Here is a 19182-nt window from a genome sequence, read left to right as displayed (position 1 = left end):
AGGATTTGTCATGACCCTTTCCAACGATCCGATTGTTATCGTCAGCGCCGTCCGCACCCCGATGGGCGGTTTCCAGGGCGAACTGAAAAGCCTGACCGCGCCGCAACTCGGTGCGGCGGCGATCAAGGCTGCCGTTGAGCGTGCCGGCGTCGCTGCCGACGCGGTCGATGAAGTCCTGTTCGGTTGCGTATTGCCCGCCGGCCTCGGCCAGGCGCCGGCACGTCAGGCCGCATTGGGTGCCGGGCTGGATAAGTCGACCCGTTGCACCACCGTGAACAAGATGTGCGGTTCCGGTATGGAAACCACGATCCTCGCCCACGACATGCTGGTCGCCGGCAGTGCCGAGGTGATCATCGCCGGCGGCATGGAAAGCATGTCCAACTCGCCGTACTTGCTGGACCGTGCCCGCAGCGGTTATCGCATGGGCCATGGCCGGGTGCTGGATTCGATGTTCCTCGACGGCCTCGAAGACGCCTACGACAAAGGGCGCCTGATGGGCACCTTCGCCGAAGATTGCGCCGAGACCAACGGTTTCACCCGTGAAGCCCAGGACGCGTTTGCCATCGCCTCGACCACTCGCGCACAGCAGGCGATCCAGGACGGCAGCTTCAAGGCCGAAATCGTGCCGCTGACCGTGACCGTCGGTAAAGAACAGGTGCTGGTCAGCCACGACGAACAGCCACCGAAAGCCAAACTGGACAAGATCGCCTCGCTGAAACCCGCGTTCCGCGACGGCGGCACCGTGACCGCGGCCAACTCCAGTTCGATTTCTGACGGTGCGGCGGCGTTGGTACTGATGCGTCAGTCCGAGGCGCAGAAGCGTGGGCTCAAGCCCTTGGCGGTGATTCACGGCCACGCGGCGTTTGCCGATACCCCGGGCCTGTTCCCGGTGGCGCCGGTCGGTGCGATCAAGAAACTGATGAAGAAAACCGGTTGGTCGTTGGACGAAGTCGAGTTGTTCGAAATCAACGAAGCGTTCGCGGTCGTCAGTCTGGTGACCATGACCAAACTGGAAATCCCCCACGAGAAGGTCAACATCCATGGCGGCGCTTGCGCCTTGGGCCACCCGATCGGTGCGTCCGGCGCGCGGATCCTCGTGACCCTGCTCTCGGCCCTGCGCCAGAAAGGCCTGAAACGCGGCGTTGCAGCGATTTGCATCGGCGGCGGTGAAGCCACCGCCATGGCCGTGGAATGCCTCTATTGATGCGCCCCCGTTCTCTGTAGGAGCGAGGCTTGCCCGCGAAGGCGTCCGTCCAGTCGATATTGATGTTGACTGACACACCGTCTTCGCGGGCAAGCCTCGCTCCTACAATGAAAGGCGCACCAAGACTCAAATTAAGGATTCACCATGATTCCCAATGACGAACAAATGCAGATCAGCGAAGCCGCCCGGCAATTCGCGCAGGAGCGGCTCAAACCGTTCGCCGCCGAATGGGACCGTGAGCATCGCTTCCCCAAAGAAGCCATCGGCGAGATGGCCGAGCTGGGTTTCTTCGGCATGTTGGTGCCCGAAGAGTGGGGCGGTTGCGACACCGGTTACCTGGCCTACGCCATGGCCCTGGAAGAAATCGCTGCCGGCGACGGCGCTTGCTCGACGATCATGAGCGTGCACAACTCGGTCGGTTGCGTGCCGATCCTCAAGTACGGCACCGACGAACAGAAAGAACGCTTCCTCAAGCCACTGGCGAGCGGTTCGATGCTCGGCGCCTTTGCCCTGACAGAGCCCCAGGCCGGTTCCGACGCCAGCGGTTTGAAAACCCGTGCGCGCCTGGAAGGCGATCACTACGTGCTCAACGGCTGCAAACAGTTCATTACCTCCGGGCAGAACGCCGGGGTGGTGATCGTGTTCGCCGTGACTGATCCAAGCGCCGGTAAACGCGGGATCACCGCGCTGATCGTGCCCACCGATTCACCGGGCTACAAAGTCGCCCGAGTCGAGGACAAACTCGGTCAGCACGCCTCCGACACCTGCCAGATCCTGTTCGAAGACGTGAAGGTGCCGGTCGCCAACCGTCTGGGCGAGGAGGGCGAAGGTTACCGGATCGCCCTGGCCAACCTGGAAGGCGGGCGGGTCGGCATCGCGTCGCAATCGGTGGGCATGGCTCGCGCGGCGTTTGAAGCGGCTCGCGATTACGCCCGTGAGCGCGAGAGCTTCGGCAAGCCGATCATCGAGCACCAGGCTGTCGCATTCCGCCTGGCGGACATGGCGACCCAGATCGCCGTGGCCCGGCAGATGGTGCATTACGCCGCCGCGCTGCGGGATAGCGGCAAACCGGCCCTGGTCGAAGCCTCGATGGCCAAACTGTTCGCCTCGGAAATGGCCGAGAAGGTATGCTCCGCCGCGCTGCAAACCCTGGGCGGTTACGGTTACCTGAACGACTTCCCGCTGGAGCGGATCTACCGCGACGTACGGGTGTGCCAGATCTACGAAGGCACCAGCGATATTCAGCGCATGGTTATTTCGCGCAATCTTTAAGAAGGAAATCTTTATGACCTATGAAACGATTTTGCTGGAAACCCACGGCCGCGTTGGCCTGATCACCCTCAACCGTCCGCAAGCCTTGAACGCGTTGAACGCGCAGATCGTCAGCGAACTGAACCACGCCCTCGATGGCCTGGAAGCCGATTCCAACATCGGCTGCATCGTGCTGACCGGCTCGAAAAAAGCCTTCGCCGCCGGTGCCGACATCAAGGAAATGGCCGAGCTGACATACCCGCAGATCTACCTCGATGACCTGTTCAGCGACAGCGACCGCGTGGCCAATCGCCGCAAGCCGATCATTGCCGCCGTTAACGGCTTCGCACTGGGCGGTGGCTGTGAATTGGCGCTGATGTGCGACTTCATCCTCGCCGGCGACAACGCCAAATTCGGCCAGCCGGAAATCAACCTCGGCGTATTGCCGGGCATGGGCGGAACCCAGCGCCTGACCCGCGCCGTGGGCAAGGCCAAAGCCATGGAAATGTGCCTCAGCGGCCGCTTGATCGATGCGGTGGAAGCGGAACGTTGCGGGATTGTTGCGCGGATCGTGCCGGCCGATGAGCTGCTGGACGAAGCGCTGAAAGTCGCGGCGTTGATTGCCAAGAAGTCGTTGCCGATTGCCATGATGATCAAGGAAAGCGTGAACCGCGCGTTTGAAGTCAGCCTGTCGGAAGGTGTGCGCTTTGAGCGTCGAGTGTTCCATGCGGCGTTTGCGACGCAGGACCAGAAGGAAGGGATGGCGGCGTTTATTGCCAAGCGTGAAGCCGAATTCCAAGGCAAGTGATGTAGCGTTCCGATCGTTCCCACGCTCTGCGTGGGAACGATCAACGTCAACAATCTGTAGGAGCGAGGCTTGCCCGCGAAGCTTTTAAGGCTTCACACCAGATAGTTCTTCAGTTCCCGCGCAATCACCATCCGCTGTATCTCGCTCGACCCTTCATAAATCTGCGTAATCCGCGCATCCCGGTAATAACGCTCCACCGGGTAATCCTCCAGATACCCGTAACCGCCATGAATCTGCATCGCTGAGGAACACACCTTCTCGGCCATTTCCGACGCAAACAACTTGGCCTGTGACGCCTCCGACAGACACGGCTTGCCGGCACTGCGCAACCGCGCGGCGTGCAGGATCAACAACCGCGCCGCGTTCAGCCGGGTGTGCATGTCCGCCAGCATATTCGCGATGCTCTGGTGTTCGTTGATCGTCTTGCCGAATTGCACCCGCTCCCGGGAATAGGTCAGCGCCGCTTCAAACGCCGCACGGGCGATGCCCAGTGCCTGCGCGGCGATGCCGATGCGGCCGCCTTCGAGGTTGGAGAGGGCGATGGCCAGGCCTTTGCCGCGATCACCCAGCAGGTTGGCTTCGGGAATCGTGCAATTGCTCAGGGTCACCGCGCAGGTGTCGGAAGCGCGGATGCCCATCTTGTGTTCGGTGCGATCCACGATGAACCCCGGCGTTTCGGTCGGCACCAGGAACGCCGAGATGCCGCGTTTGCCCAGGTCCGGATCGGTCACCGCAAACACAATCGCCAGTTTCGCCCGCTTGCCGTTGCTGACGAATTGCTTGGCGCCGTTGAGCACCCACTGGCCGTCCCGCAGTTCGGCGCGGGTGCGCAGGTTGTGGGCCTCGGAGCCGGCTTGCGGTTCGGTCAGGCAGAAGCAGCCGATGGCCTGACCGCTGGCCAGGTCCGGCAGCCAGGTTTTTTTCTGTTCTTCAGTGCCGTAGTTCAAAACCGGCCCACAACCCACGGAGTTGTGGATGCTCATCAACGCGCCGGTAGCACCGTCGCCGGCCGAAATCTCTTCCACAGCCAGGGCGTAGGCGACGTAATCAACGTAAGTGCCGCCCCATTCCTCAGGCACCACCATACCCAGCAGACCCAACTCACCCATCTTCGCCACCAGAGCGTCGTCGATCCAGCCAGCCTTTTCCCAAGCCTGGGCGTGTGGCGCGATCTCGCCACGGGCAAAGTCCCGGGCCATGTCGCGGATCATTACTTGCTCTTCGCTCAATTCGATATCGTGCATGACTCAGTTCCCGCTCTGCTCAAAACCGGTGAAGAAACTCTCGACGTGCTCGGCATGCAGCGCCTGCAAGGTCGGCGGGTTCCAGCGCGGTTTTTTGTCTTTGTCGATCAGCAAGGCGCGCACGCCTTCGATCAGGTCGCCGCGCTCGAACCACTGGCGGTCCAGGTGCAGCTCAAGGGCGAAGCATTGTTCGAGGCTCAGCTTGCGCCCGCGCCGAAGCATTTCCAGGGTTACGCCCATGGCCAGCGGCGAACGGCTTTCCAGCAGGTCGGCGGTGGTTTTCGCCCATTCGTGGCTGTCGGCGACGGTTACTTCGCGCAGTTGCTCCACCATACTCGCCACGTCCGGCAGGGCGAAGAAGTGGTCGATGGCCGGGCGCAGCGCAATCAGCGGCGCGTCGGACAGCTGTTGCACGGCGAGTTTGGCCAGCACGCCTTGCAGGTCCTTGAGCGGCGATTCGCGCCATTCAAGGTGATCGAGTTTTTCGTCCAGCGTGCCCAGCTTGACGCTTTCCAGGTACCAGTCGGCCAGGCCGCAATACAGCGCATCGGCGGCGCGGATCTGCACGCCGCTCACGCCCAGGTAAATCCCCAGTTCGCCGGGAACCCGTGGCAGGAAGTGACTGCCGCCAACATCCGGGAAATAACCAATGGCCACTTCCGGCATCGCCAGACGGCTGCGCTCGGTCACCACGCGCATGTCGGCGCCTTGCACCAGGCCCATGCCGCCGCCCAGCACATAGCCGTCCATCAAGGCCAGGACCGGTTTGCAGTAGTGGTGGATGGCGAGGTCGAGGGCGTATTCCTCGACGAAGAAGTCTTCGTGCAGGGTCTCGCCGTTTTTGTAGCTGTCGTACAGCGAACGAATATCGCCGCCGGCACAGAAGGCTTTCTCGCCAGCGCCGCGCAACACCACGGCGTTGACCTGCGAATCCTCGGCCCAGGCATCGAGCTGGCGTTGCAGGCGGCGGACCATGTCCAGGGTGAGGGCGTTGAGACCGGCGGGGCGATTGAGGGTCAGATGACCAATGCGATTGCGAACCTCGGCCAGCACTTCAATTTGCGTGGCATCCATGGCAATGGCCTCCTGGGATGAAACCTGAGCAGTCATCGATAACTCCCTGCTTTTATTGTTCTTTATAGAGAAACTCGCGCGCGAGCGATGCTGGATCGTAACAGTGCAAATTTGTGATGTACAACCGGCATACGTGCAGGTTCTTTCTGCGTTTTTACCTTAGTGCAAAATCAAAAGATCGCAGCCTGAATCGTTTATTGAAGGCGCACGAACCCTGTGGCGAGGGAGCTTGCTCCCGTTGGACTGCGCAGCAGGCCCTTTCTTTGATGGGAAAAACGAGGGCCGCTTCGCAGCCCAGCGCGAGCAAGCCCCCTCGCCACAGGGGCTAGTGTTTGTTCAGGTTCTGCTGCTGAGCACTTCGCTGATACTACGCCGCTTGGCATGCAATTCACTGGCGTGAATCAACTGCTCAAGGTCTTGCGGGGTGACGTCGAAAAACGCCTCCATTTCCGCCAACGCCAGTTTCAAATCCTCGGCGGTAATCGCCTGACTGTCCGCCGACGGCATGACCGGCACAGCCTCTGCCGGGCGCTTGGGATAGCGAATCCGCGTCAGGTTGTTATACGCCAGCGCACTGAGCAGCATCGCCGAGGCACTGAGCATCACCGGGCCGAGGGCTTTCCAGTCCAGAGCGATGGTCGCCGGGTCGGCCAATACCAACAACAACGCCAAGGCGCCGGCCGGTGGGTGCAGGCAACGCAGCCAGCACATCAACATCAGTGCCATGCCCGCCGCCAGGCAAGCGCTGCCCAGGGTTCGGCCGAGCACGTGCGCCACCAGCAGTGAAACCACCCCGGCGCTCAAATAACCGCCGAGGATCGACCACGGCTGGGCGAGGGCGCCGGAGGACACGGCGAACAGCAACACCGCCGAAGCACCCAGCGGCCCGACCAGGTGCTGCGCCACTTCAATGCCGAACACCTGGCTGCACAGCCAGACGCTGAACAGCGTGCCCAGGGACATGCCGATGGCCGCGCGGCTCCATTCCGAAGGGCGGGTGTTGATGGTGGCGGGTAACCAGCGAGCGAGCATGAGGTTGATCCGTTGACAAAAAACCTAAGCAAAAAAAAGGCTTAGCTGGGAAACCCAGAAAGCCCTTGAAGGTGTTCCAACTATTGGGGGAGGAACGGGGCACAGTGTGCCGCCCATTCCATCTGCTGACAAATTCATATTAATGCAGTTTCAGTGCATTATTTTTGCAGTATGGCCACCCGCCGACCGGCCATGAAACACAGTGATCCGCCCATGGCCGTCAACGCACAGAGGGCGTAGAACATCGTCGGCGCCGGGGTGTGCATCAGCAGGAAACCGCAAATCACCGGACTCAACGCGCCACCCAACGCCGCCAGGTTTTGCGCGCCGTAGTAACTGCCACGCAGCTCTTCCGGGGCCAGGGTGTCGACGAACAGGAATTCCGCCGGGTAAATGATCATTTCCCCGAGGGTGAAAATGAACATCGCCACACACCAGCTCACCAGGCCATCGGCCAGGCTGAAACCGATCAACCCGAGGATGAACAGACTGGTGCCACCGGCAATCCAGTAGCGCAGTTGTTCACGCTTGAGGAAGCGGCCGATCTGGTATTGCAGCAGGATCACGCTGATGGCGTTGCAGGCGAGCAGGGCGGCCATGGTTTCCAGGGCGCGCTTGGAATCGTGGGTCACCAGCAGGTATTGCGACAGGTACAAGGTGAAACGGCCGTGAACCACGGTGCTGAACAGGCAGCCGCAGGTGAACATGATCAGTGTGCGGTCGTTCTTTAGCGTGGTCAGGGTCTTGAGAAAGCTTTGCGGCTGGCCGATGGCGGGCACCCGCGCGGGGTCTTTCGGGATCCCGCTCATCAGGAAGATGCTGAAGAAGGCAATGCCGCCAGCGATCAGAAACGGCGCAATCGGGTACACCCCGGCGATCACCACGCCGAGCATGGGACCGGTGGCGTAGCCGATGTTGGTCAAGGTGTAGCGCAGGGAAAACGCCTTGGCCCGTTGGCCCATGGGCAGGTTTTCACTGAGGATCGCCTTGGAGCCGATCAGGAACAACGCCGAGGCGGTTTCGGTGATCACCAGAGTGGCGGTGGTCAGGTAGAGGTTCTCGGCGAAGGTCAGCAGCACAAAGCCAATGGCGCTGGAGAGCATGGCCAGGATCAAGAGCCGGCGCTTTTCCAGGCGATCAATGATGTATCCGCCGTAGAGCGCGAGCAGGGTGGCGATAAACACCGCGATGCCCAGCAGCAGGCCAACGTCCTGTTGGTTGAGGCCGAGTTTGTTGCTCAGGAACAGCGTAAGCAACGGGCTGGTGATGGCGCGGCTGACGACGATGGTCAGCGAGCAGATCATCAACCGGCGGATAACGAGCGAGTAAGTGGCCACGGTGGTGCACAAGTCCTTGTCTTAGTGATGATCGTTCCCACGCTCGGCGTGGGAATGCCTTACCGGACGCTCTGCGTCCGCTTCTGGAACGCGGAGCGTCCCGGGCTGCATTTCCACGCGGAGCGTGGGAACGATCGATGTTTCAATAGAGTCCAGTTCTTCCAACCGCCACAACTGCCCCAGCAACTCTTCAGCCTGCCGCCGCACCATCACCCGTCCGGCCAGACTGAAAAACTTCTCTTCCAGCGCCGCATCACTCAGCGGATTGCCCGGCGCCCCCAGCGGCACCTCGACGCACAGGCTCGCCTGCCGACCGTCCACGGTCCGCACGCTCACCACGGGCTCGCCATCCTCGGACAGTTGCGGGTCCACTTCAAGCCGGATGCGCGACATCCACTGCGCCAAACGCGGGTCGCTGCGACGGGCATCGTCATAGGCTTCCAAGCGGCAGTGGCCAAGGACCAGCCGTGCGGCGAGGGCGTAGCGCAAGCTCATTTGCGCCGCTGCCAGACTGACGATGTCCTGCCCGCCGCACATGTCCTGCAGGAACCCGCACAGCGACACCTCAATGTCCTCGACCTGATCGGCGCTGACCTGCAACTGCGTCAACAGCAAGCCGAGGGCATCGATGGCCGAATGCGTCCCGCGACACGCGGCATAGGGCTTGATCGAGCAGCGGGCGAGTTTCCACATCTTGCCCAGATCCGCATCCAGCGCTTCGGGCACGGCCGCATCGCCCGCGAGGGTCTTGAGGAAACCGCCCCATACATCCTCGAACAACTTCGTCGGCCCGGTGATGCCGCGCTGGGCAAACCGCGTGGCCAGCAAACCACCTTCGGCAGCGCGACCGCTGTGGAGTTTTTTGCTTTGGGAACCGTCATGGATAAAGGCCCAAAGCCCACCGCTGAAACTGCCGGCAATGCCGAGGGCCGACAGGGTTTGTGCCGCATCCAGGCCGAGGATCCGCGCACTGGCCGCCGCTGCGCCGAACACGCCGCAGGTGGCCGTGGAATGCCAGCCGGCGCCGTTATGCGCCGAATAACTGCCGCAGGCTTCAAGCACCCGACGGCCAACTTCGTAGCCGATGACCACGGCGGTGATGAACTCGCGGCCATTGACCGGTTTCTCCGCCATCGACACCGCGGCCATCACCGCCGGCAACACCACCGCGCCGGAATGGTCGCAGCCACCGGTATCGTCCAGTTCCAGGGCATGGGCGGCGATGCCGTTGAGCATCGCGGCTTGCGCAGCACCGACGTGCCAATCGGTGCCCCAGACCGGCGTGTTGCCGGTTTCGCCTTCGAATACCTGGCGCGCCTGTTTCGCCACATCACTGCCAGCCCCGGCCAGGGTCGCGCCGAAGGTGTCGAGGATGTGCCGCTTGGCTTGCTCAACCAGCGCCGGCGGCAAATCCTCAAAACGCGTATCAACGCAAAATTGCGCCAGGTGCTCCATGCGCATCACGCCTTGGTAGGCACTGCCGAACTCACTCATACCCCGTAATCCCGATAATGCCGCTCATACACCGCCGCCGGATGATCCTCCGTCACAGCCACCCCCGAATCCGCCCACCATTGCGCGACCTCGCCAGCGGTGGCGATCCATACGTCCTGATGCAGTTGAATCCCCTGCAGCAACTCGCGCAGCACGCCAATCCGCCCCGGTGTCGCGATGATCTCCGGGTGCAGGCGCAGCACGTAACACAGGCCGAACCGATAAAACCCGGCGAAGTCCATTTGCAGGTTGCCCAGGGTGTGGCTGTAGGACGCAATCCGCGATTGCGCGGGTGGCACGGCAGGGCTGAGGTTGAAGGCGAAGTAGGGTTCGTCTTCCAGTTCGTAGTGCAGTGGCAACTCGATCACCTCGGGCGCCGTCGGGTGGGCGAACGGCAAATCATCGCCGCGCCAGGACGATGACCAGCGAATGCCTTGGCTCCGCAGCGCCTCGATAAACCCCGGTGCGCCGTTGCCGGCGGGGATGCGAAATCCGGTTGGACGCATGCCGGTGAGCGCGGTCAAGGCGTCGCAACCTTTGGCGATCTCAGCGCTCTGCTCGGCGAGCGTCAGGGTGTCGTAGTTCTGATGGCGATACCCGGCGCAGGCAATCTCATGTCCACCGGCCAGGATCGCTTTTATAGGCTCGGGATTTTCCTCGGCGACGATCCCGGGAATGCACCAGCTACTGCTGACGCCCAATTCTTCAAATAAACCGAGCAAACGATCCACGCCGCGCTGGCTGCCGTAGCGCCAGACCGACAGCGTCTTGTCGCGCCCGGCGACTTCCGGGGCCTGGGTCAGGATGCCGTGGATGTCGTTGTAATCGACGGTCAGCACGACCGCGCAGCGGTGGCCGTTGGGCCAGACGGTGGAATCAGACATGGTGATGCTCCTTGAGCCACCACTGGGCGACATCGCGGCAGGTGGCGAACCACACGTCGTCGCGCTGGCGCATGTGTTCGAAGAGTTTTTCCAGCAACAGGATGCGTCCCGGTTTGCCGGTGATCTTGGGGTGGAACAGGGTGGTCAGGCACAGCCCTTCATCCATCGCGCCGTCGAATTCACGGCGCCAATTGTCCAGGGTCAGCGCGTAGCTGGCGGTGCGATCCAGCCCGGAAGGAAAGTCCGGGGCGCGGGTGTAGGCGAGGGAGGCGTAGTCGTCCATTTCCCAGCGGCCGGGGATTTCCACCAGCGGCGTGTCGAAGCCGGGGACGTTGACCAGATAAGGCCGGTCATCGCCACGCATGCTGCTGGAATAGGTCACGCCGGCTTCCACCAGCATCGCCGGGGTTTCGGCGCGCCAGTCGCCGGACGGCGTGCGGAAACCTTCGGCGCGGATGTTCAGGTGCTTCCAGAACACCTCACGGGATTTCTTCATCACGTCCTTCTGCTGGTCCAGCGTCAGGGCGTAAAAGGATTCATGTTTGTAGCCGTGGTACGCCACCTCATGCCCGCGCTCGACAATCGCCTGGCACTGTTTTGGCCAGTTCTCCACGACCCAGGCCGGGACGAAGAAGGTCGTCGGGATCTGGAAGGCGTCGAGCAAGTCGAGGATTCGTGGCAGCGCGCGATAAGGGCCATAACCGCCGAAGCCGAAGTACTCGGGCTTGCGCCAGATCGAGCCATTGAGCATGGCATCACCGGTCGGGCCGTCGAGGTCGAAAGCCAGGGCCAGGCAAGCCTTGTGCGGGGCGGGCCAGGTAGGTTGAAGCGAGGAGGACATCAGGTGGCTCTCCATTGATGTTCAGGTAAAACACAATTCCCGTAGGGGCGAGGCTTGCTCGCGAAGAGGCCGGCACATTCAACATCGTCGTTGACTGACACACTGCCTTCACGGGCAAGCCTCGCTCCTACATTGGATTTGGGTTGTTTGTGAACCTGTAGGAGCGAAGCTTGCTCGCGAAGAGGCCGGCACATTCAACATCGTCGGTGACTGACACACTGCCTTCGCGGGCAAGCCTCGCTCCTACATTGGATTTGGGTTGTTTGTGAACCTGTAGGAGCGAAGCTTGCTCGCGAAGAGGCCGGCACATTCACCATCGTCGGTGACTGATACACCGCCTTCGCGGGCAAGCCTTGCTCCTACAGGGCAAGCATTACTTGCCGGCGTTAACTGTCACTGTCTTGATCGCACCCAACTCCAGGTCCCACTTCTTGAGGATGGTCTGGTAGCTGCCGTCATCGATCATGCTCTGCAACGCCACTTTCACCGCCTCGCTCAACTCAGGCTTTTTCTTGCTCACGCCCAGGCCGGTGAATTGCACGGAGATCGGCAGGCCCACGGTCTTGTACATGTCCTTTTCCTGAGTCTTCAGGTAGGACAAGGTCTCGCTGCCCTGCATCGCCGCGTCGATCCGGCTCTGGCGCAGTTGCGCACGGGCGTCCGCCGAGCCTTCGGTGCCGATCACCACAATGGCCGGTTTGCCCGCCGCTTCACAGTTGGCCTTGCTGTATTCAGCAATTTCCGCCGGGAAGGTCGTGCGGCGGCTGGTGCCGACTTTCTTGCCGCACAGGTCGGTGATTTCGTTGAAGTCCTTGTTCTTCTGCAAGGTGTAGAACTGCGGACCGCTGGTGAAATAGTCGACGAAGGTCACGCTGGCCTGGCGCTCGGCGGTGTCGGTCATGCCCGACAGCACCATGTCCACGCGGTCAGTGGTCAGCGCGTTGATCATTTGCTCGAAGCCGGTTTCCTGCCATTTGATCTTCACGCCCAGCCGCTCGGCCAGGGCGTTACCCAGGTCATAGTCCAGGCCGGTCAGGGTGTTGGTGGCCGGGTCCTTGAAATCCATCGGCGGATAATTGGGCATGATCGCCACAACGATCTCGCCCTTGGCCTTGATGCTGGCCGGCAATTCGGCGGCGAAGCTGACGCTGGAAGCCATCAGGCCGGCGAGTACTGCTGGAATTACGAAATTCTTCATGGTCGTTCTCTTATGAGTGTTTTGACGCAGCTCTTGGTTTGCGAGGCTGGCGCTTAGGTTCGAACGGCAGAAATGAAGCTTTGGGTGCGCGGGTTTTGTGGGCTTATTAGTATTTCTTCGGGGCTTCCAGCCTCCACGATCTGTCCGCCGTCCATAAACACCATGCGGTTGGAAACCTCGCGAGCGAAGCCCAGTTCATGGGTGACGACGATCATGGTCATGCCGGTTTGCGCCAGATCGCGCATCACCGACAGCACCTCACCGACCAGTTCCGGGTCGAGTGCCGAAGTGGGTTCATCGAACAGCATCAGCTTGGGCCGCATGGCCAACGCGCGGGCAATCGCCACCCGTTGCTGCTGGCCGCCCGAGAGTTCAATCGGGTAGCTGTTGCGTTTGTCGGCCAGGCCGACCCGGGCCAGCAGCTCCACGGCTTCTTCGTGCGCCTCTTTGGGCGAACGCTTGAGCACCTGGCACGGGCCTTCGATGATGTTTTGCAGCACAGTCATGTGCGGGAACAGGTTGAAACGCTGGAACACCATGCCGGTGGACAGGCGCTGCCGAGCGATTTGCGACTCGTTGAGTTCGTGCAGTTTGTTGCCGACCACGCGGTAACCCACCAGTTCGCCGTCGACCCAGAGGCCGCCCTTGTCGATCTTTTCCAACTGGTTGACGCAGCGCAGCAAGGTGCTTTTGCCCGAGCCGGACGGGCCGATGATGCACAGCACTTCGCCTTGCTCGACTTCGATGTTGATGTCCTTGAGCGCGTGGTACTGGTCGTAATACTTGTTCAGGCTCACGGCCTTGACGATGTTTCTCATGGGAGGCTCCTCAAGAACGCTTGCCGGCGCCGCGAGCGAAACGACGCTCCAGACGGCTTTGACCAAAGGACAGCACAGTGACGGCAACCAGGTACCAGATACCGGCGACGATCAGCAGCTCCATCACGCGGGCGTTGGCGTAGTAGATGTTTTGGGCGTTGTAGAGCAGTTCCGAGTATTGGATGACGCTCGCCAGGGAGGTCATTTTCACCATGCCGATGAATTCGTTGCCGACTGGCGGAATGATGATGCGCATGGCTTGCGGCAGGATGATCCGGCGCAGGGCTTGCAGGCGCGGCATGCCAATCGACTTGGCGGCTTCGTACTGCCCGGTGTCCACCGAGAGCAAACCGGCACGCACCACTTCGGCGGTGTAGGCACCCTGGTTGATGCTCAAGCCGAGCAGGGCGGCCACGAACGGCGTCATCAGGCTCACGGTGTCCATTTCGAACAGGCCGGGGATGCCGATAGTGGGAAAAATCAGCGCCAGGTTGAACCACAACAACAGTTGCAGGATCAGTGGCGTACCGCGGAACAGCCAGGTGTAGGTGATCGCTACGTAGCGCAGGATCGGGTTGGCCGACATGCGCATGATTGCCGTGATCACCCCGAAGACAATGCCCAGCGCCATCGCCAGCACCGCCATGACGATGGTGTTGAACAAGCCCCAGAGGATCGCCTGGGAAGTGACGAACTGGCCGATGTAGGACCATTCGATCTTGCCTTCGGCGAAGGCGCGCACCAGGCCGAGAATGGCGATGACGATCACAGTGGCAAAGAAAATCCGCCCGTAATAACGCCGTGGCACGTGGTGGTACTGGGTGATATCGAACTGGTTTTCCGCCAGTTTGCGCTCCGACTGGAGACGTTCTGCCTGAGTCTGGCTCATGATGTTTCTCCGTACGCCGCCCAGTGACTGCGGCGCGTGCTGCTGTGGTTCAAAACGGCGTCGACGGCCCACCGCTGATCTTCGTGTTAAACGCGACCCCCTGTAGGAGCGAGGCTTGCCCGCGAAAGCGCTGGGTCAGATGTCATAAATGTTGCCTGACACACCGCCTTCGCGGGCAAGCCTCGCTCCTACAAGGTTTTCGCTCTGATTCAGAGACGGAAGCCTTGATAGTTTTCAGTCCACTCATGCTGGGCGGCGAGGGCGGTTTTCAGGCGACCGATTTGCTCGCGCACCCGTTCTGGCGCGGTGCCGCCCCAACCGCTGCGGGCAGCGATGGCGGCTTCCAGGGTCAGGCTGTCGCGCACTTCCGGGGTCAGGCGTGGATCGATCTCGGCCAGCAACGCCGGGGAGGCTTCCCACAACTCGATGTCATGTTTCTCACAGGCCTGGACCAGCGCACCGGTGATTTCATGGGCTTCCTTGAATGGCACGCCGCGCATCGCCAGCCAATCCGCGACTTCAGTGGCCAGGGTGAAGCCCAATGGCGCCTGGCGACGCAGCTCTTCGACATTGACCTTCATCGTCGCAACCATCCCGGCCATGGCCGGCAGCACCAGCAACAGGGTGTCGACACTGTCGAGCACACCGTTTTTGTCTTCACTCAAGTCGCGGTTATAGGACAGCGGCAGGGATTTGAGGGTGGAGAGCAATCCGGTCAGGTTACCGATCAAGCGACCCGCCTTGCCCCGAGCCAGTTCGGCGATGTCCGGGTTTTTCTTCTGCGGCATGATCGAGCTGCCAGTGGCGTAGGCATCGTCCAGCGCGACCCAGCGAAATTGCCGCGACGACCACAGGCAAAACTCTTCAGCGAGGCGGGAAATGTTGATCCCGAGCATGCTGGCGATAAACAGGAATTCGGCCACGTGATCGCGGCTGGCGACCGCGTCGATGGAGTTTTCGCACACGCCGCTGTAGCCCATTTCCTTGGCCGACTGCTGGGGCAGGCGCGCGATGGCGGAACCGGCCATCGCTGCGGCGCCCAGTGGCGACAGCGAGGTGCGCGCGTCCCAATCCACCAGGCGTTGTACGTCACGCAGCATCGATTGGGCGTGGGCCAGCAAGTGATGGGCGAAAACGATCGGCTGCGCTTGCTGCAAGTGAGTGAAGCCGGGGCAGATGCTTTCGATGTGCTGCTCGGCCTGATCCACCAGCGCTTGTTGCAGGGCCAGCACTTCAACGGCCAGGGTGCGCACGTGGTCACGCAGGAACAGGCGCAGGTCGTTGGCAGTCTGGTCGTTACGGGAACGACCGGCGCGCAGCTTGCCGCCCAGAGCGCCGAGGCGTTCGGTCAGCAGGCGTTCGATAAAGGTGTGGACGTCTTCGTCGTCCAGCGTCGGGGCGATGCTGCCGGCTTTGAAGTCAGCGCCGATCTGATCCAGGGCACCGAGCATGGTGCGGGTTTCTTCTTCGGTCAAAAGACCGGCGCGGTGCAGTTCACCGGCATGGGCCTTGGACCCGGCGAGGTCGTACGGCGTGAGGCGGAAATAGCGCTCAGGGCAACGGGACAGGGCCGCCAGGGCTTCGGATGGGCCGCTTTTGAAGCGTGCACCCCAGAGACGGTCGGTGGTTTGAGACATTGTTGTTTTCCTCGTCGGTAAAGCGAACTGAATACGATCTGCCAAGCCCTGGCACCCGCCGAAAATCATTCGGACGCAGTGGGGCTCAAGCAGTTTTCAAAAGGGCAGTTGCGAAAGGGCGAGAGCTGATCGAAGTGTCAGCTTTTAACAGTGCAAAATCAGTGAGTTGGCACTCAGGTACGGAATTTATTAGCGGTTGCCAAGCCTTGTTTTCTGTGTTCATTATTATTGGCCAGCTATGTTTTTGTTGTTGGGCACAGATTGTTTGCTAGGGCGCCAGAGGTAAATAAGCATTATGGAAACCCCACTTTCCAATTCCGGAAACCCCGCGCCGAAACCGACTCAGCGAGCGCCATTGGCACTCAGTGGCCTGGACTTCAAACTGCTCAAAGTGTTCAAGGCAGTGGTCGAAGCTGGGGGTTTCAGTGCTGCGCAGAACGAGCTGAATGTGGGCCTGGCGGCCATCAGCAAACAGATCTCGGACCTTGAGATTCGCATCGGCATGCGCCTGTGCACCCGAGGGCGCGAGGGGTTTCACCTGACCGAAGAAGGGCGTCTGGTGTATCAGGCGTCGATTGATTTGTTTGCTTCGGTTGACAACTTTCGTGATCGGCTTAGTTCTGCGCAGAATGAACTTATTGGTGATCTGGGTGTGGGAGTTATTGATAACACGATAACCGATCCCGGTTCGCCGTTAGTTGCAGCGCTAAGACTGATTAATGAAGAGTCGCCAAAGGTCCGGTTTCAACTTCAAGCTTCGCAACTGGATGAAGTAGAAAGAGGGGTGGTGGAAGGTCGACTGGTGGCAGGTATCGTGCCGGTCTATCAACGGCGGGAAGAGTTTGATTACTTCGTCCTTTACGAGGAACGCTCCGAAGCTTACTGCGCCGTCGGACACCCTCTGTTTGAGGTGCCTGATGAGCAAATCGGCGGGGAGGTGCTCAAGCAATATGAGTGGGTCAATCACCGTTACGCGATCCACCGGGACAAGCTGAATTTTGCTGCCTACGACAGCTTTTCGGCCTCTGCCACTCAAGTGGAAGCCGTGGCGTTGTTGGTCAAGACCGGACGCTTTCTCGGGTTTCTTCCCAAACATTACGCCAGCGCCATGGTTGACCAAGGGCAACTGCGCGCCCTATGCCCGGCATCGATTTATTTCGATACGCCTTTCCATTTGATCTTGCGGCATAACACTTTGCGCAGTCCGTTGGTGAAGGCGTTTGCTCAGGCATTGAAGGTTGATTTGAGGGTGGGTGGGTGAGGTCCAGTAATTTTATCTCCCTTCAAGCTTTCGGAGTTCTTTGGGTGCGACTTTTAGGGCATATATAAGCACAACAACAAAGCAAATAATGATCGTCGCCCTAGTTGCAAAAACATCCAACTCAAAAGAATGAGCTATCAGCAGAGAAATCCATACAGTATGGAAGCCGGAGCAGGCAACTATTAAACAGTACATTCTTGCTTCGGAAATTATTTTTTTGAGGGTAAGCACTTTACCATCCGTATAATCATCAGCAGGTTGCAGTCTAGGTATTGGTATCGCAAAAAAAAGCCAACTATTTTTTCACCTCGTCATACACTTGGCGCCCTGTTTGATGAATGATATGCCCTTCAAGCAATAGTGCTTTAGGGGTCATAGTTCTGTACGCACGCACATAATCCGTCCTGACATATCTAAATAATCGCCAAGCATCCGGTCTAAGCACAAGTCGATTAAGACCATACACAGACATACCAATATCCAACGAGCCATAAGCAATATTGCCTTCTCGTTCAGACTTTCCAGCTATTTTGGCTAACCCGTGGTAGGCCTTTCGGGTAGGCCCGGTCGTATCATTTCGTCCCTCTAGCAAATTGCGCCCACCCTCATAAACGTTATTCGCGCCATGAAGCATCATAGGTCCACCGACGAGAAGGCAAAATGTCCCGGCTGAACCGTAGCAAATGCCAGCACCTGTCAGAAATTGCATCCCTCCAGCGATCGTAGCCGCCCCTTTCTTGGCAATTTCCCATGATTGACTCAGCAAACTACTCTGTTCGCTCTTTATCTCCTTCAACCCCTGATCAGCACTCTTCCTTCCCTGCGCCACATCATTAACAATCCCTCTCGCGTAATAAGAAACCTCGCGATTGAATTGCAATCGCAACGTCCCATCCTTGATATGTCGCGCAGACAGCGTACACGCCTGGCTCGTCAAATTACCCGCCGCCTTACTGACCGCCCAATAATCACAACTGCCAGGTTCGCAGCGATCCTTTAGCTGTCCCATTCGTTATTTCCCCAAGAGCCGTGCCCACTTGTTCCCGCGAGGTGGTGGCGCCATGTGATTTCGCGATAACGAATGGCGACGTGCTCTTGTGGCTCGGCGTCGTTCTGTAAAACAACGTGAGGCATGTCGAGTGTCAGGTCGGCAATGATGCCGCCTTCAATTTCAATGGTGAAAAACTTCTCTTGAAGGCCATAGGCGGACACTCGATAAAAGCTGATTGCACAGCTGATTTCTTCTCTGCTTGAGAGTGCTTGAGCGAGTAACGGAGAGGATTTATCGACATTCTTCGTAATGATGAGTGGGCTGTGTGTTGGCTTATTGATATTTCCAATATTGGCCATGTTATGGCTGTATGAAAGCACCATGATCTCGTCGGTGTGTCCCGATTGACATTTATTGCCAATAGAATCTTGTGTCGAACAACCCGCTGATATCAATCCCTGAGATTTTCCCTGGATGATCATGTAACCGTGATTCGCCATCGCTGCCACTCCTGTTTGCTGGCGAAGCACTTTATGGCAAACGTCTTAGGGCTAATGTAGGGAGATTCCCTATAGCTTGTAGGAAGGGTGCATTTTTACTGATCTGCCTAGAGCAGGGGCAGACACATCGCACAACGCCGCTCACCGGGCAAACCGTGGGCGACTTCTTGACGCAGAATTGCCAATAAACGTGGGCTGGTTTTAGCCAGGCTCAATGTTTCAAAGCCCAACCGTCGATAAAACGGTTCATTCCACGGCACGTCGCGAAACGTGGTCAGGGTCAGACCGCCGAGTTCTCGTTTCCGTGCATGTTTAATCGCCACTAACAGTAACTTTCGACCAATGCCTCGGCCCTGGAAGTGTTGGCTGACGGACAGTTCCTGAATATGCAGTTGATCGTCGACTTGTTCAGCGCTGAGAAACCCCGCAAGTGCACCATCGGCGGATTGCGCGACCCACACGTCGGCGGTTTCTATGGCGCGCAGATGTTGTTGTGCGTCGGCCACGGGCGAGTCAGCGAGCCAGGCGAGGGAAGGGTCGTTGCGAAACAACGCCGCTGCGGAACGCTCGATGGCGGGGAGGGCGGCAGCGTCAGCGAGTTGGGCGCGGCGAAGGGTAATGGTCATGATGATCGTGTAGGAGCGGCCGAAGGCTGCGATCTTTTGATCTTAACGGCAACGTCAGAAGATCGCAGCCTTCGGCAGATCCTACAGGGTTAT

The 19182-nt window shown here is 59.7% G+C and carries 18 protein-coding genes; 4 read left to right on the top strand and 14 right to left on the bottom strand.

Annotated elements, in window-relative coordinates; all coding sequences use genetic code 11:
• Positions 1–10 precede the first annotated feature (10 nt).
• The 3 genes from FQ192_RS31830 (at position 11) to FQ192_RS31820 (ending at position 3263) form a co-directional block, all read left to right on the top strand.
• The gene (locus FQ192_RS31830; protein WP_149662017.1) at positions 11–1204 is read left to right on the top strand and encodes an acetyl-CoA C-acyltransferase; all 1194 of its coding nucleotides are present in this window, start codon (positions 11–13) and stop codon (positions 1202–1204) included.
• Between the two features lie 144 nt (positions 1205–1348).
• Positions 1349–2476 (top strand): acyl-CoA dehydrogenase, encoded by a 1128-nt coding sequence (locus FQ192_RS31825; RefSeq protein WP_149662016.1) that lies wholly within the window; start codon positions 1349–1351, stop codon positions 2474–2476.
• Between the two features lie 13 nt (positions 2477–2489).
• Positions 2490–3263, top strand: coding sequence for an enoyl-CoA hydratase (locus FQ192_RS31820; RefSeq protein WP_149662015.1), 774 nt, complete (start codon positions 2490–2492; stop codon positions 3261–3263).
• 92 nt (positions 3264–3355) lie between these two features.
• Here FQ192_RS31820 and FQ192_RS31815 read toward each other — a convergent pair whose 3' ends face one another.
• The 11 genes from FQ192_RS31815 to argH all read right to left on the bottom strand — a co-directional run bounded on the left by FQ192_RS31815 (position 3356) and on the right by argH (position 15711).
• Positions 3356–4507 (bottom strand): acyl-CoA dehydrogenase family protein, encoded by a 1152-nt coding sequence (locus tag FQ192_RS31815; protein ID WP_149662014.1) that lies wholly within the window; start codon positions 4505–4507, stop codon positions 3356–3358.
• Between the two features lie 3 nt (positions 4508–4510).
• Positions 4511–5617 (bottom strand): enoyl-CoA hydratase/isomerase family protein, encoded by a 1107-nt coding sequence (locus FQ192_RS31810; protein WP_149662013.1) that lies wholly within the window; start codon positions 5615–5617, stop codon positions 4511–4513.
• A 300-nt stretch (positions 5618–5917) separates the two neighbouring features.
• On the bottom strand, positions 5918–6613 hold the full coding sequence (locus FQ192_RS31805; protein WP_149662012.1) for an HPP family protein: 696 nt from the start codon (positions 6611–6613) through the stop codon (positions 5918–5920).
• A 158-nt stretch (positions 6614–6771) separates the two neighbouring features.
• A complete protein-coding gene (locus tag FQ192_RS31800) occupies positions 6772–7950 on the bottom strand; it encodes an MFS transporter (protein WP_149662011.1) in 1179 nt (392 codons plus the stop codon).
• A 21-nt stretch (positions 7951–7971) separates the two neighbouring features.
• Complete coding sequence (locus FQ192_RS31795; RefSeq protein WP_149662036.1) at positions 7972–9411, bottom strand: MmgE/PrpD family protein; 1440 nt, start codon at positions 9409–9411, stop codon at positions 7972–7974.
• Between the two features lie 29 nt (positions 9412–9440).
• A complete protein-coding gene (locus tag FQ192_RS31790; protein ID WP_149662010.1) occupies positions 9441–10328 on the bottom strand; it encodes a polysaccharide deacetylase in 888 nt (295 codons plus the stop codon).
• A complete protein-coding gene (locus FQ192_RS31785; RefSeq protein WP_149662009.1) occupies positions 10321–11169 on the bottom strand; it encodes a polysaccharide deacetylase in 849 nt (282 codons plus the stop codon). The genes FQ192_RS31790 and FQ192_RS31785 overlap by 8 nt, the downstream gene beginning before the upstream one ends.
• Before the next feature lie 373 nt (positions 11170–11542).
• Positions 11543–12367 carry an ABC transporter substrate-binding protein gene (locus FQ192_RS31780; protein WP_149662008.1) on the bottom strand — a complete coding sequence of 275 codons (825 nt, stop codon included), beginning with the start codon at positions 12365–12367 and terminating at the stop codon, positions 11543–11545.
• Positions 12368–12420: 53 nt separating this feature from the next.
• Entirely contained in the window at positions 12421–13185 is a 765-nt protein-coding gene (locus tag FQ192_RS31775; RefSeq protein WP_149662007.1) for an amino acid ABC transporter ATP-binding protein, read from the bottom strand.
• 10 nt (positions 13186–13195) lie between these two features.
• On the bottom strand, positions 13196–14074 hold the full coding sequence (locus FQ192_RS31770) for an amino acid ABC transporter permease (RefSeq protein WP_133839463.1): 879 nt from the start codon (positions 14072–14074) through the stop codon (positions 13196–13198).
• A gap of 209 nt (positions 14075–14283) precedes the next feature.
• Positions 14284–15711 carry an argininosuccinate lyase gene (gene argH / locus FQ192_RS31765; protein ID WP_149662006.1) on the bottom strand — a complete coding sequence of 476 codons (1428 nt, stop codon included), beginning with the start codon at positions 15709–15711 and terminating at the stop codon, positions 14284–14286.
• A 295-nt stretch (positions 15712–16006) separates the two neighbouring features.
• On the opposite strand from argH, the gene FQ192_RS31760 reads away from it, so the two are divergent.
• Entirely contained in the window at positions 16007–16972 is a 966-nt protein-coding gene (locus tag FQ192_RS31760) for a LysR family transcriptional regulator (RefSeq protein WP_149662005.1), read from the top strand.
• 295 nt (positions 16973–17267) lie between these two features.
• On the opposite strand, the gene FQ192_RS31755 is transcribed toward FQ192_RS31760, so the two are convergent.
• The 3 genes from FQ192_RS31755 to FQ192_RS31745 all read right to left on the bottom strand — a co-directional run bounded on the left by FQ192_RS31755 (position 17268) and on the right by FQ192_RS31745 (position 19089).
• Positions 17268–17981, bottom strand: a complete 714-nt coding sequence (locus FQ192_RS31755; RefSeq protein WP_149662004.1) for a DUF4225 domain-containing protein — start codon at positions 17979–17981, stop codon at positions 17268–17270.
• Positions 17969–18463, bottom strand: coding sequence for an Hcp family type VI secretion system effector (locus FQ192_RS31750; RefSeq protein ID WP_149662003.1), 495 nt, complete (start codon positions 18461–18463; stop codon positions 17969–17971). The genes FQ192_RS31755 and FQ192_RS31750 overlap by 13 nt, the downstream gene beginning before the upstream one ends.
• 107 nt (positions 18464–18570) lie before the next feature.
• Positions 18571–19089 carry a GNAT family N-acetyltransferase gene (locus FQ192_RS31745; protein ID WP_149662002.1) on the bottom strand — a complete coding sequence of 173 codons (519 nt, stop codon included), beginning with the start codon at positions 19087–19089 and terminating at the stop codon, positions 18571–18573.
• Positions 19090–19182: the final 93 nt, after the last annotated feature.

This window comes from Pseudomonas sp. ANT_J12, from assembly GCF_008370045.1.
In the GTDB taxonomy this organism is placed as follows: Bacteria; Pseudomonadota; Gammaproteobacteria; order Pseudomonadales; family Pseudomonadaceae; genus Aquipseudomonas.
Note: the sequence above shows the minus strand (reverse complement) of the source record. Positions and strands in the feature narration are given on the sequence as shown.

Excerpts from the sequence above, each read along its gene's own strand:
- FQ192_RS31830 (WP_149662017.1), top strand. The coding sequence starts at position 11 with ATGACCCTTTCCAACGATCCGATTGTTATCGTCAGCGCCGTCCGCACC.
- FQ192_RS31825 (WP_149662016.1), top strand. The coding sequence starts at position 1,349 with ATGATTCCCAATGACGAACAAATGCAGATCAGCGAAGCCGCCCGGCAA.
- FQ192_RS31820 (WP_149662015.1), top strand. The coding sequence starts at position 2,490 with ATGACCTATGAAACGATTTTGCTGGAAACCCACGGCCGCGTTGGCCTG.
- FQ192_RS31815 (WP_149662014.1), bottom strand. The coding sequence starts at position 4,507 with ATGCACGATATCGAATTGAGCGAAGAGCAAGTAATGATCCGCGACATG.
- FQ192_RS31810 (WP_149662013.1), bottom strand. The coding sequence starts at position 5,617 with ATGACTGCTCAGGTTTCATCCCAGGAGGCCATTGCCATGGATGCCACG.
- FQ192_RS31805 (WP_149662012.1), bottom strand. The coding sequence starts at position 6,613 with ATGCTCGCTCGCTGGTTACCCGCCACCATCAACACCCGCCCTTCGGAA.
- FQ192_RS31795 (WP_149662036.1), bottom strand. The coding sequence starts at position 9,411 with ATGCGCATGGAGCACCTGGCGCAATTTTGCGTTGATACGCGTTTTGAG.
- FQ192_RS31790 (WP_149662010.1), bottom strand. The coding sequence starts at position 10,328 with ATGTCTGATTCCACCGTCTGGCCCAACGGCCACCGCTGCGCGGTCGTG.
- FQ192_RS31785 (WP_149662009.1), bottom strand. The coding sequence starts at position 11,169 with ATGTCCTCCTCGCTTCAACCTACCTGGCCCGCCCCGCACAAGGCTTGC.
- FQ192_RS31780 (WP_149662008.1), bottom strand. The coding sequence starts at position 12,367 with ATGAAGAATTTCGTAATTCCAGCAGTACTCGCCGGCCTGATGGCTTCC.
- FQ192_RS31775 (WP_149662007.1), bottom strand. The coding sequence starts at position 13,185 with ATGAGAAACATCGTCAAGGCCGTGAGCCTGAACAAGTATTACGACCAG.
- FQ192_RS31770 (WP_133839463.1), bottom strand. The coding sequence starts at position 14,074 with ATGAGCCAGACTCAGGCAGAACGTCTCCAGTCGGAGCGCAAACTGGCG.
- argH (WP_149662006.1), bottom strand. The coding sequence starts at position 15,711 with ATGTCTCAAACCACCGACCGTCTCTGGGGTGCACGCTTCAAAAGCGGC.
- FQ192_RS31760 (WP_149662005.1), top strand. The coding sequence starts at position 16,007 with ATGGAAACCCCACTTTCCAATTCCGGAAACCCCGCGCCGAAACCGACT.
- FQ192_RS31755 (WP_149662004.1), bottom strand. The coding sequence starts at position 17,981 with ATGGGACAGCTAAAGGATCGCTGCGAACCTGGCAGTTGTGATTATTGG.
- FQ192_RS31750 (WP_149662003.1), bottom strand. The coding sequence starts at position 18,463 with ATGGCGAATCACGGTTACATGATCATCCAGGGAAAATCTCAGGGATTG.
- FQ192_RS31745 (WP_149662002.1), bottom strand. The coding sequence starts at position 19,089 with ATGACCATTACCCTTCGCCGCGCCCAACTCGCTGACGCTGCCGCCCTC.